The 12,195-nt window shown below is 42.4% G+C and carries 11 protein-coding genes; 6 read left to right on the top strand and 5 right to left on the bottom strand.

Annotated features, from left to right (window positions below):
- Positions 1–194 precede the first annotated feature (194 nt).
- The gene (locus tag BBP83_RS13190; RefSeq protein WP_171258111.1) at positions 195–1,250 is read left to right on the top strand and encodes a serine hydrolase; all 1,056 of its coding nucleotides are present in this window, start codon (positions 195–197) and stop codon (positions 1,248–1,250) included.
- A gap of 122 nt (positions 1,251–1,372) precedes the next feature.
- Here the strand turns inward: BBP83_RS13190 and thrC are convergent, their stop codons facing one another.
- The 4 genes from thrC to xerD all read right to left on the bottom strand — a co-directional run bounded on the left by thrC (position 1,373) and on the right by xerD (position 5,830).
- Entirely contained in the window at positions 1,373–2,512 is a 1,140-nt protein-coding gene (gene thrC, locus BBP83_RS13185) for a threonine synthase (RefSeq protein WP_068889315.1), read from the bottom strand.
- 63 nt (positions 2,513–2,575) lie between these two features.
- A complete protein-coding gene (locus tag BBP83_RS13180) occupies positions 2,576–3,880 on the bottom strand; it encodes a homoserine dehydrogenase (protein WP_068889312.1) in 1,305 nt (434 codons plus the stop codon).
- A gap of 124 nt (positions 3,881–4,004) precedes the next feature.
- Positions 4,005–4,817, bottom strand: a complete 813-nt coding sequence (locus BBP83_RS13175; protein WP_068889310.1) for a DsbC family protein — start codon at positions 4,815–4,817, stop codon at positions 4,005–4,007.
- 95 nt (positions 4,818–4,912) lie between these two features.
- Positions 4,913–5,830, bottom strand: a complete 918-nt coding sequence (gene xerD, locus BBP83_RS13170; protein WP_068889308.1) for a site-specific tyrosine recombinase XerD — start codon at positions 5,828–5,830, stop codon at positions 4,913–4,915.
- A gap of 171 nt (positions 5,831–6,001) precedes the next feature.
- Here xerD and BBP83_RS13165 point away from each other — a divergent pair, with 171 nt between their 5' ends.
- The 5 genes from BBP83_RS13165 to ftsW all read left to right on the top strand — a co-directional run bounded on the left by BBP83_RS13165 (position 6,002) and on the right by ftsW (position 11,128).
- Complete coding sequence (locus tag BBP83_RS13165; protein WP_068889306.1) at positions 6,002–6,259, top strand: FeoA family protein; 258 nt, start codon at positions 6,002–6,004, stop codon at positions 6,257–6,259.
- Positions 6,256–8,109, top strand: coding sequence for a ferrous iron transporter B (gene feoB / locus BBP83_RS13160; RefSeq protein ID WP_068889304.1), 1,854 nt, complete (start codon positions 6,256–6,258; stop codon positions 8,107–8,109). Before BBP83_RS13165 ends, feoB begins: the two co-directional genes overlap by 4 nt.
- 29 nt (positions 8,110–8,138) lie before the next feature.
- Positions 8,139–8,390 (top strand): DUF6587 family protein, encoded by a 252-nt coding sequence (locus tag BBP83_RS13155; RefSeq protein WP_068889302.1) that lies wholly within the window; start codon positions 8,139–8,141, stop codon positions 8,388–8,390.
- Positions 8,391–8,563: 173 nt separating this feature from the next.
- Positions 8,564–9,910: a UDP-N-acetylmuramoyl-L-alanine--D-glutamate ligase gene (murD, locus tag BBP83_RS13150; protein WP_068889300.1), complete on the top strand. Its 1,347-nt coding sequence runs from the start codon at positions 8,564–8,566 to the stop codon at positions 9,908–9,910.
- Positions 9,911–9,931: 21 nt separating this feature from the next.
- A complete protein-coding gene (gene ftsW / locus BBP83_RS13145) occupies positions 9,932–11,128 on the top strand; it encodes a putative lipid II flippase FtsW (RefSeq protein WP_068889297.1) in 1,197 nt (398 codons plus the stop codon).
- Positions 11,129–11,275: 147 nt separating this feature from the next.
- Here the strand turns inward: ftsW and gluQRS are convergent, their stop codons facing one another.
- Entirely contained in the window at positions 11,276–12,193 is a 918-nt protein-coding gene (gene gluQRS, locus BBP83_RS13140; protein WP_068889295.1) for a tRNA glutamyl-Q(34) synthetase GluQRS, read from the bottom strand.
- Between the last annotated feature and the right edge of the window lie 2 nt (positions 12,194–12,195).

Here is a 12,195-nt window from a genome sequence, read left to right as displayed (position 1 = left end):
TGTTTTAAAAACGTCTTTTTTGTTACATAACGCAAAATAAGCTTGCAATGAAACGACAAAATTAGCAATGCTATTCTTATCTTAAATGAAAACTTATTACACTGTGTTTGAACGAAAATTGTTCTTCGGTGTAAATGTACGGCATATTAGAGGTAATACGCAAATATTGCCTGAATTGAGTTGAGTGAATCATGGTGAAAAATTTAAATAAATCGCTAATGCGGGTACTGGGACTATCATTTCTGGTTGGCATGAGTTCAATGAGCTTTGCTGATATTGTAATGAATTCAGGTACAAATCAAGCGAGCTTGAGCTGGTCTTCGGAAGAAGCCAATCAGCTATTAAATGGTGACGTGTCTGCTTCTGTAAATAAAGCAGATGAACCTTCACCACAAGGTTCAGCAAAAATTACGACGTCCATTCGTAGTTCGAATGGTGCTGTACAATCTTCACCGACGAAGACGGTACAAATTTTTGATACCAGCGCTTCTTTTAATCAGCCTTCAATCAATGCTCGTTCAGCCTTGGTGATGGATGGTCAAACGGGTGAAGTGCTCTACAGTAAAAATAGCAATACGGCATTTCCAATTGCATCTATTACTAAGTTAATGACTGCTGTGATCATAGCCGATGCTCGTTTGAACATGTCGGAAAATATTACTTTGCAACAGATTGATTTTGCTGGGGCAGGTGGCAAAAACTCAAGTTCAACTTTACGTGCTGGCGATTCAATGAACCGTGCGGAAGCGTTGTTATTTGCTTTAATGAAGTCTGAAAATCCTGCAGCGGCTGCATTGGCACGAACTTATCCGGGTGGACGTGTTGCTTTTGTTTCTGCGATGAATGCAAAGGCGAAATCGTTGGGAATGAACAGTACACGTTATGTCGAATCTTCAGGCCTAGACCCACGTAATATATCTTCTGCACGCGATTTAGGCATTTTAGTTAATAGCGCTTCACAATACGGTTTGATTCGTCAATTTTCGACCACGCCAAGCTACGATTTTAATTTAGGTTACCGTGTTCTCAAGTCAAACAATACCAATGCGCTGGTGCGTAATGGTGGTTGGAATATTAATATTTCAAAAACAGGCTATATTAATGAAGCAGGGCGCTGTGTGGTCATGCATACGACTTTAAATAATCGTCCTGCGGTTGTGGTCTTGCTCGGTGCCGATTCATCAGCAGCACGTACCAATGATGCAACTAAACTGATGACTTGGGTCAGCCAACTACCAAAACGTATTTAATCTTATAGCTGTTGATGATATTTAAATTTACTCAACGTTTGAGTGTCATTCAACACACATTAAGAATAAAAAAATCCCTGCAAATGCAGGGATTTTTTTTATTCTATTGAATAGGTAATCAATTACATATTTGAAAGAATAGAATTTTTCACTTGATCCATTGTGGCATCAATAGACAACATCACGGCATCAGAACATTGTTTGATTGCCGTGTCTGGATCTTTTAAGCCATTGCCCGTTACTGTACAAACAATGATTGAACCTTCTTTGATTTTACCTGATTTAATGTCACGAATAGCACCGCCGACAGACGCTGCAGATGCAGGCTCTACAAAAACGCCTTCATACATCGACAATAAGCGTTGTGCTTCAAGAATTTCAGCATCTGTTAGTTCATCAAACCAACCTTGAGAATCACGTACAACTGCTTTGGCATGGTTCCAGCTTTGTGGGTTACCAATACGAATTGCTGTTGCTACAGTTTCAGGGTTTGCAACTGGAGCGCCACGAAGGAATGGGGCAGCGCCAGACGCTTGATAACCTGCCATAATTGGCAAGCCAGCCGGTTTAGGGCCAGTAAACTGATCAGTCTCAGCATCATAAATCACTTGCTCAAACTGTTCTTTTGGCTGGTTGGCAACGGCTTCGGTATAACCCATCCAGTGCGCAGTGATATTACCTGCATTACCGACAGGTAGGCAGTGATAGTCAGGTGCGCGACCCAAAGCTTCAACAATTTCGTAAGCAATGGTTTTTTGGCCTTGCAAACGGTAAGGGTTGATCGAGTTCACAATAGTTACAGGTGCTTGATCCGCGACTTCTTTAACCAGACGCATACCGTCATCGAAGTTCCCGCGAATTTGCATGGTGATTGCACCGTACATCATGGCTTGCGCCATTTTACCCATGGCAATTTTGCCTTCTGGGATAAGTACAAATGCTTTAATACCTGCACGTGCTGCATAAGCGGCGGCTGCTGCTGAAGTATTCCCTGTAGATGCACAGATAATGGCTTTTGAGCCTTCTTCAACGGCTTTTGTTACTGCCATGGTCATGCCACGGTCTTTAAATGAACCAGTCGGGTTTAAGCCTTCATACTTCACATAAATTTCAACATTTTTGCCCGTTAGACGTGGAATGTTCTCAAGCTTAATCAGTGGCGTATTACCTTCGCCAAGAGAAATTGCACGAGTAGTTGCAGACACTGGTAAACGGTCGCGATAACGGTCAACTAAACCAGTATAACGATTGGCATTCGACATGATGATGTTCCAATAGTGTGTAGAGCTTGGCGAGAGGAAGCAAAAAAATCCCCCTCGACCCGATTAATTATCAAGCGATTCTAAACGAATTCGTACAATTTCGCCATGAATGACGGGCAATGCTTGAATTTGTTGAAGGGCTTCATCCATTTTTGATTCAACGACAGGATCTGTCAGAATCACGATTGGAATAAGGTCTTTTAAGCGCGATTGCTGCATGATGGCATCAATACTGATACCTGCACGGCTTAAAATAGTGGTGACATCTGCAAGAACGCCGGTTTGATCTTCAGCATTAATACGGATGTAATAACCTGTGGTCATTTCTTCACGTGGTAGAATTGGCAAGTCTGTTAAAGCTTCAAAAGCCAGTTGCGGAATTGTTCCAGCACCATCTTCGGTATAAGAAATATCACGGACGATATCAATTACGTCAGCCACAACAGCAGAAGCGGTTGGGCCTGCACCTGCACCTGCGCCATAATACAATGTTGGTCCTACAGCGTGCGCTTGTACCAAAACGGCATTTTTAACACCGTTTACATTGGCAATGAGTTCTTCAGCAGGAATCAGCGTCGGATGGACGCGGAGTTCGATCCCATTTGCTGCACGACGTGCAATACCTAAGTGCTTAATACGAAAACCCAGTTCTTCAGCATATTTCACATCTTGCGCTGTGATTTTACTGATGCCTTCGGTATAAACTTTGTCAAACTGTAGCGGAATACCAAAGGCACAAGACGCTAAAATTGTCAGTTTATGTGCAGCATCAATCCCTTCGACATCAAAGGTTGGATCGGCTTCGGCATAACCAAGCTCTTGTGCTTCTTGTAGAACATCAGCAAAAGCACGACCTTTTTCACGCATTTCAGTCAGAATAAAGTTGCCTGTACCATTAATAATACCGGCTAACCAATCAATTCGGTTGGCCGCTAAGCCTTCACGGATCACTTTAATAATTGGAATGCCGCCAGCAACGGCAGCTTCATAGGCAATTTGAACTTTATTTTCATCAGCTGCTTTAAATAAAGCCGTACCATGTTCAGCAAGCAATGATTTATTGGCTGTTACAATATGTTTGCCATGTTTCATGGCTTCCATAATAACTTCATAAGCAGGATGAATACCGCCCATGACTTCCACGACAACATCGACATCGGGCTGACGGACAATGTCCATTAAGTCGGCGCTTTGTTTCACTGACTCAGGAAGATCAAGATCAGGACGCGGACGACGCGTACCGACGTGGGTAATTTGAATTTCACGACCGGTGCGACGTTTAATCTCAGCAGCATTTTCTTTTAATAGTTTAAGGGCACCACCACCCACAGTACCAAGACCGAGGATTGCCAGACGAACTGGTTTCACGTCACACTCCATAATATTCATCAACTTTAAGTGAACCTAGATCATAGCTAAAAAAATGCCATGACTCTAGGAGATTCACAATTTTCTCTCTATCTATAAAAAACAGTAATTTAATCAATAAAAATTATTTATTTAAGCGGGTATCAAGCTCGCTTGGTTCCATGTAGCCACCCAAATAAACACCCTCTGTGGTGTAAATAGCAGGAGTGCCGTTTACGCCAATATTTAGACCCATTTGATACATGTCGCGGACTGGTGTTTTGCATGTTGCTGCTGGAAGTTGAGCACCAGCAATGGCTTGATTAAATGCTTCTTGGCGGTTTTCACTGCACCAAACACTTTCCATGGCAGGAATAAACTGTTCACCACGTGGCCATGCAATGTAGCGTACTTCAATGCCTTTGCTATTAATCTCATCCATCTGTTCATGCAGTTTATGGCAATAAGGGCAGCTGGCATCGGTAAAGACATAAACCACGTGTTTGGTTTTACCTTTGGCTTTGTAGACGATAAGGTCTTTTGTTTGTAGTTTCGCTAATTCTTTTTTGGTGACTTCTGACTGTAGACCTTCACTGACATTGTGCAAAGTTTTGTCACCTAAGCGAATGACATCGCCCTGAATAATGTATTTGCCGTCGGCAGTGGCATAGACCGAAGACATCCCTTCAAAGCTGACCCAGTATAGACTTGGCACTTCAGTGGGTTTAACACTGGTAATTTTGGCATTAATATTGGCTTTTTTAAGGCCATCTTGTAGCGTTGTGATTAAACGTTGCTGTGCATTGCGTTCAGAAAGGTTAGAGGCTTCTCCCGTTGCAGGTGCACTCGCAGTAAGTGGTGCTTGCTTATCTTCACTATTTGGCTTTGAACAGGCTGTTAAACCCAAGCCTGCAACAAGTGTGCATGCGATAAAAATTTTTGAACGGGTAAATAGCATAAACAGCCCTTTTTCTTTTAGCTTATAAAACTGATGGATTAGCATAGCAAAAATTGCGTAGCCAATAAAATGTCTTCGTTAGATATTCAGGGTTTTTAAGCACGAGGATGATGTGCCGCGTGTAATTGTTGCATACGAAGCTGTGCCACATGGGTATAGATTTGTGTGGTAGATAAATCGCTATGACCCAATAATATTTGAACGACACGCAAGTCTGCCCCATGGTTCAATAGATGCGTAGCAAAAGCATGTCTTAAGGTATGTGGCGACAATTCAGTCTGAATGTTGGCTTGTAACGCATAGCGCTTAATGGCATACCAAAAGTTTTGTCGGCTCATAATACCGCCGTGCTGAGTTAAAAATAAATAATCGGTTGATGTTTTATACAGTGTTGCACGGGCTTCGGATAAATATTTTTCGACCCATTCACAGGCGATTTGTCCTAAAGGTACGAGGCGCTCTTTATTGCCTTTGCCGACAATGCGTAAATAGCCTTGCTTTAAGTTAATTAAGTCTAAACGCAAATTGAGTAATTCTGTAACGCGTAAGCCACAGGCATAGAGCACTTCCAACATGGCCCGATCACGCAGGCCTAGAGCGGTGGTTGTATCGGGTGCTTGAATCAGGGCTTCAACATCTGCTTCTGAAAGGTCTTTGGGTAAGGCACGGCCAATTTTTGGGGTTTTATGTGTCCCGACAGGATTATCGTGACGTAGTTTTTGTTCACGTAAAAATTTAAAAAACGAGCGCAGTGCAGACAGGGAACGGGCAATTGAACGCGGACTTTTCCCTTGTTTGGTTAGGGCTAAAAGTACATCTGAAATATCATCCGTTGACCATAACGGCATCGCTTGAGAACAGCATTCACTGCATTGAATTAAATCAGATAAATAAGCATTTCTAGTGTGCGGGCTGACGGTTTGAGCAATTAAGAAATCACGGAAACCCTGTAAAAAAATTAGTTGTTCTGGAATAACAGTTGGGGCAGGTACACGGGGCTTTTTATTTAACATGCAATTTCAACTTTCATCTGTGAACCCCATAAATGCTTGGTTTTATGCAATGTAAATGAATTTCTTTAGACTGTCGATGGATGGATGTTGAATGAGAATTGAAATCAAATCTGATTTGGTAATTATTCTCATTTGATTGTATACTGGACAAAATTTTTCAGGATTAGATACGTGCGTTTATCTGATTTAAAAGTCAAACAGTCAGCCATTATTCAAAAGGTGCATCGCCTTGAAAATGAGCAAAATGCTCAGGCTGATCTTGTTGCAAGTCGTCTGGAAACATTGGGTTTTATTCCAGGTACAACAGTGCAAGTGATTACCAAAGGTATTTTTGGTGGCGACCCCATTTTAATTCAAATTGGATTTACTCGCTTTGCACTGCGCAAAATTGAAGCTGAAAAAATAGAAATTGAAGGAGCCCCCGCATGAGTGAGGCGTTACGTATTGCCCTCGTCGGGAATCCCAACTGTGGTAAAACATCATTATTTAATCATTTAACTGGAACACGCCAAAAAGTTGCGAACTATGCGGGTGTGACGGTTGAACGTAAAGTTGGGCAATTTACTTTACCTTCAGGCAAAGCGGTACGGGTATTAGATTTACCAGGTACGTATAGTCTGAATGCGACTAGCCCAGATGAAGAAATTACCCGTGATGTCGTGCAAGGAAAAATTGCAGAAGAAGGTCATCAGGATGCGTTCCTATGTGTGGTTGATGCCACAAACCTCAAACTGCATTTGGGTCTAGTGCTTGAAATAATTGAGCTTGGACGCCCAATTTTACTTGTACTGAACATGATGGACGAAGCACGCCGACGCGGGATGCAAATTAATACCCAAAAACTTTCGGAACGCCTTGGCATTCCAGTGGTTGAAACCGTTGCGGTACGCAATGCGGGTATTGAAAGCTTAATGAATGCATTGGATAAGGGCAAATATGCACTTCCACATACAGAACTCAGCGGTTTAACGGGCAACAATCACCAAAAAATTGCCACTATTTTGAATGATGTTGTACTTTTTGTTGATCAAGAAGATAAGCGTTCAGATTTTCTAGACAAAATATTTTTACATCCAATATTCGGCTTAATCAGCTTAACCGTCATCATGTTTGTTATTTTCCAAGCGGTGTTTGCATGGGCGGCCCCGTTCATGGATGGCATTGAAAGCTTCTTTGGTTGGTTTGGCGAATTTATTGGACAGCATATTTCTCATCCTTTGCTAAATAGTTTAGTCGTGGATGGCATTATTGCGGGTGCGGGCAGTGTGGTTGTGTTCTTGCCACAAATTATAATTTTATTCTTCTTTATTTTAGTGCTTGAAGAATCGGGTTATTTACCACGCGCCGCCTTTTTACTGGATAAGTTGATGTTCAAGGCGGGTCTGAGTGGACGTGCCTTTATTCCATTATTGTCTAGTTTTGCTTGTGCTGTACCTGGGGTAATGGCAACGCGGAGTATTAGTGACCCGCGTGATCGTCTTGTGACCATTTTGGTTGCTCCTTTGATGACCTGTTCAGCGCGTTTACCGGTTTATGCCTTACTTATTTCAGCCTTCATTCCTGCAAAAATGGTATGGGGCGTATTGAATTTACAAGGTCTTGTGCTGTTCGCCTTGTACATGGCGGGTATTGTCAGTGCCTTAGTGGTGGCGACTGTACTGAAATTTTTCCAGAAAGATAAATCTCAACATGCGTTGTTGATGGAATTGCCAAGTTATCGTTTTCCAGATGTGAAAAGCATTTGGATTGGCCTGCTAGATCGCGCCAAAATCTTTTTAAAGCGTGTCGGTGGCATTATTTTTGCCTTATCGATCTTGCTCTGGTTCTTGTGTACCTTCCCACAACCACCAACAGGTGCAACCCTCCCTGATATTGATTATTCATTTGCAGGGATGTTGGGTCATGTTATTCAACCTATTTTTGCACCGCTTGGTTTTAACTGGCAAATCTGTATTGCACTGATTCCTGCCATGGCAGCGCGTGAAGTAGTGGTTGCTGCATTGGGTACGGTCTATGCTTTATCTGCAACCGATGAAGATGCGGTATCACAAGGTTTATCGACATTAATTAGTAGTGGTGACTTAGGTTGGTCATTGGCAACAGGGCTGTCTTTATTGGTGTGGTTTGTTTATGCACCGCATTGCTTGGCAACATTGGCTACGGTGAAACGTGAAACTGGTTCGTGGAAAACTGTGGGCTTTATGACGGTTTATTTATTTGGTTTGGCTTATTTAATGGCTTTCTTAACCTATCAGATTGCATCACATTATTTTGGATAATTTTTTAGGCGACGTAAGAGGAGACAACAATGATTGAAATACTAATTGTGGCTGCATTGGTGATTTGGAGTGCTGTCGTGGTGTTTAAGAAGGTTTTTCCAAAAACAGCTTATACATTTTTTCTGTCTTTATCGAATGTGGCCCAAAAACAGGGTTGGACGGCTATTGCTAAACGCTTAAAGCCTGCCATGGTTGCGGGTTGTGGTGGAAGTTGTGGCTGTTCTAGTACGGATGCACCGACTGAAAAAAAATCACCAGTGCAGGCGGTAAAGTGGAAATAAAAACCACGACTTAAATCTACTTTGCTGTGAAATAGAAAAACCGTCATCAATATGACGGTTTTTTTACGCGCTGACACAAAAAAACTGTTAGAAAGTCAAAACTGAAAAAGTATTCAAAACAGCAAAGTGCTAACATTTTGCAAATTTAAAAAATTCAATGTTGGTGAGCAAGTATGTTGATACAACGCGGTGGATTAAAAGTTGTGGTTGGACTCGGTATTTCGGGTGTTTCAGCAGTCAATTTTCTGCATGAAAAAGGCTATAGTGTTGCGGTAACAGACTCACGGAGTGTTCCTCCGGGGCATGATCAAATTCCAGCAAGTGTGCAAACCAGTTTTGGCAAATTAGATGAAGAGTTATTGCTTCAAGCCGAAGAAATTGTGATTAGTCCGGGCTTAGATCCGAAGCTTGCTGAAATTCAGGTCGCAATGGCCAAAGGCATTCCTGTGGTCAGCGAAATTCAAATTTTACGCCGTGCAACAGACAAGCCGATTGTGGCCATTACAGGCTCAAATGCTAAAAGTACCGTTACTACATTGTTTGGTTTGATGGTAGCAGATGCGGGTAAAAAAGTTGCGGTAGGGGGGAATTTAGGTCGTCCCGCGTTAGATTTAACCAAAGATGACCCAGAACTTTATGTACTCGAACTTTCAAGTTTTCAATTAGAAACCACATCGAACTTAGCTGCAGATGTTGCTGTGGTGCTGAATATGAGTGAAGATCATTTAGACCGTCATGGTGACATGATGGGTTATCATACAGCCAAACATCGTATCTTCCAAGCTGTAAAAAAAGTGGTCTATAACCGTGATGACTCTTTAACACGTCCTTTAGTACCCGATGTAACGCCCATGCAAAGCTTTGGATTAAATGCACCTGATATGAATCAATATGGCGTGTTACGTGATAATGATGGCACGATTTGGCTAGCACGTGGTCGTGAGCGCTTACTGAAAAGCTCAGATATGTATATTCAAGGTACACATAATGTGGCCAATGCACTTGCATGTTTGGCTTTAGGTGAAGCGATTGGCCTACCACAAGCGTCGATGTTGGAAACACTGAAGACCTTTAAGGGCTTAGAACATCGTTGTGAGTTTGTCAAAGAGTTGCATGGTGTGCGTTATTATAATGACTCTAAAGGTACTAATATAGGTGCAACCTTGGCGGCTGTAGATGGTTTAGGGGCTGCCATTGAAGCTCAAGGTGGTAAAGTGGTGATTATTCTAGGTGGACAGGGCAAAGGCCAAGACTTTAGCGCACTACGTGAATCACTCAGTAAATACGTTAAAGTTGCAGTACTGATTGGTGAAGACCGTTCCGTGATTGAAAAAGCCATTGAGGGTACGACTGAACTTCTACATGCAGAATCACTCCAACAAGCAGTAGAAATTTGTCAACAACATGCGAAGGCCAATGATGTCGTGTTATTGTCTCCAGCGTGTGCAAGTTTTGATATGTTTAAAGGTTACAGTGAGCGTGGTCATCAATTTGTTGATTGCGTCAATGTACTGGCTTAAAAGAACGATAAGGAAAGTTGTATGGCTGGGTTAGCTCAGACGACCATCAGTAAAATAAATGACGTCTATGATCGGTGGGCACCCAAATTTCCTGCCGAAATGAATATGCGAAATACCCTTATTTTTTGCGTATTGGCTTTGCTCTGTATTGGCTCCATTATGGTGGCTTCGGCCTCTATGCCTTATGCAGACCGCTTACATGAAAATGCATTTCATTATGTGACACGACATGGTGTTTCAATTTTTGTGGCCTGTGTGGCAGCATTTTTAGCCTATAAAGTGCCGTTGAATGTGTGGTTTAACAATACCTTTGCATTGTGGCTCATGACCATTTTATTGTTGATCTTTGTATTGGTGGCAGGAACCGAGGTCAATGGTTCAACCCGCTGGATTCGTATTGCAGGCTTTACTTTGCAAGCCTCTGAAGTGGCAAAAGTCATGATGGCCATTTTTACCGCAGACTATGTGGTTCGAAGGGCAGAGGAAGTACGAACCAGTGTTTCAGGTCTGATTCGTCTGGGTATTGTGATGGTTATCACGGTGGGCTTAATTTTGGCTGAGCCAGACTTAGGAGCAACGGCTGTGATTGTCCTCATGATCTTGGGGGTATTTTTCCTTGCAGGCGCACCCGCCATTCAATTTATTGCCTTTTTGGCCTTTATTATTGCGGGCTTGGCTATTGCGATTGTCTTCGAGCCATATCGTTTGCAACGTGCGTTGTCTTTTACCAATCCTTGGGCTGATCCACTAGGAACAGGTTATCAGTTGTCGAATGCCTTAATGGCCTTTGGTCGTGGTGAATGGTTTGGCGTTGGCTTAGGACACAGTATTCAAAAAATGTCTTATCTACCCGAAGCACACACTGACTTCATGTTGGCTATTTTAGGTGAGGAATTTGGCTTTTTCGGCATTACCACTGTTTTAGTGCTGTCTTTTACCATGGTGCTGTGCTGTATTAAAATTGGCCATCGGGCATTAAAAAATCAGTATTTACGTGCAGGTTATTTGGCTTACGGTATCAGTATTATTTTCTTGCTTCAAATTTTGGTGAATGCAGGAATGAATATGGGAATGTTACCGACAAAGGGCCTGACTTTGCCTTTTATTAGTTATGGTGGCTCGTCTTTGATTATTTGTGCTGTGATGGTCAGTTTGATCTTAAAAATTGAATCTGCGACCAATCAAGTTAATCCAAGTAAAGAAGAATCTAGTTTCTAAAGAAGCGGGTTTAAAACCTGAAAACCGAGTGTGGTACAAACTATGCTCGGTTTTTTATTCTGTGATTTTTATAATTATTGAACAATAGCAGAAGGGGCCGCTTCGATACTTTAGTCGCTAAATAACTTTGAGCATAAAGCTATTTTATCAATAAGTTCCCTGCAACTCTGTGCCGTGTGGAATGAATGTAACGTCCCATTGTGCAATGGCTTGTTTTAGCATATTCGCGGGTGTATCCAGTTCCACCCTCGGTTGATGCAAGGCGAGCAAAGCTTGCTGCAAAAGTTGCGATGCTTGCGTTAAGTCCAAGGCTTGCGCCCTATTTTGTTTAGACAGTTTTCGGCCTTGATCATTCATAGCCAAAGGCAAATGCATATACTGCAATTCAGGGTAGCCCAGCAATTTTCCCAGCCAAATTTGACGTTCGGTATTATCCAATAAATCTGCGCCACGAACGACGTGGGTGATTCCTTGAAGATAATCATCGACGACTACAGCAAGCTGATAATTCATAATCCCATCGCGACGCTTGAGGACAAAATCACCTAAATCTTGTTGTAATTGGGAGCAATGTCGCCCTTGGAGGCGGTCAGTAAAGCAAATGGTTTGATTATCTACCTTGACACGTATGGCTTGGTTTTCTAAGGGTAAAGCGAGGTCTCGGCAAGTGCCCATATAAATATGATTGGAACCGAGCATTTTGCGTCGACATTGGCAGGCATAAACAGCACCTTGCTGATGTAACTGTTCAATCACTGCTTCATAAATGTCTATGCGGTCTTTTTGAAAGATGATGTCTGCATCGGGTTCAAACTGAAAAGCGTCAAGCGCACGTAGAATGTGATCTTCACTGCCGGGGTAAATGCGTGGGATATCGGTATCTTCAATACGTACCAACCATGAGCCTAAATGAGCACGGGCATCGCAGTAACTGGCAATGGCTGTAATTAAAGAGCCAAAATGTAAAGGGCCGGTTGGCGATGGCGCAAACCGACCCACATAAGCCATCCTGTTGTCCCCCTCCTTTACACAAGGAGAGGTTGAGGGAGGATTATTCAATAACATGA

The sequence above is a fragment of the Acinetobacter celticus genome, from assembly GCF_001707755.1.
GTDB lineage: Bacteria > Pseudomonadota > Gammaproteobacteria > Pseudomonadales > Moraxellaceae > Acinetobacter > Acinetobacter celticus.
This window is presented reverse-complemented; position numbering and strand designations above follow the sequence as displayed.

Coding starts and splice junctions, on each gene's coding strand:
- ftsW (WP_068889297.1), top strand. CDS start 9,932: ATGGCTGGGTTAGCTCAGACGACCATCAGTAAAATAAATGACGTCTAT.
- thrC (WP_068889315.1), bottom strand. CDS start 2,512: ATGTCGAATGCCAATCGTTATACTGGTTTAGTTGACCGTTATCGCGAC.
- xerD (WP_068889308.1), bottom strand. CDS start 5,830: ATGTTAAATAAAAAGCCCCGTGTACCTGCCCCAACTGTTATTCCAGAA.
- feoB (WP_068889304.1), top strand. CDS start 6,256: ATGAGTGAGGCGTTACGTATTGCCCTCGTCGGGAATCCCAACTGTGGT.
- gluQRS (WP_068889295.1), bottom strand. CDS start 12,193: ATGTTATTGAATAATCCTCCCTCAACCTCTCCTTGTGTAAAGGAGGGG.
- BBP83_RS13155 (WP_068889302.1), top strand. CDS start 8,139: ATGATTGAAATACTAATTGTGGCTGCATTGGTGATTTGGAGTGCTGTC.
- murD (WP_068889300.1), top strand. CDS start 8,564: ATGTTGATACAACGCGGTGGATTAAAAGTTGTGGTTGGACTCGGTATT.
- BBP83_RS13175 (WP_068889310.1), bottom strand. CDS start 4,817: ATGCTATTTACCCGTTCAAAAATTTTTATCGCATGCACACTTGTTGCA.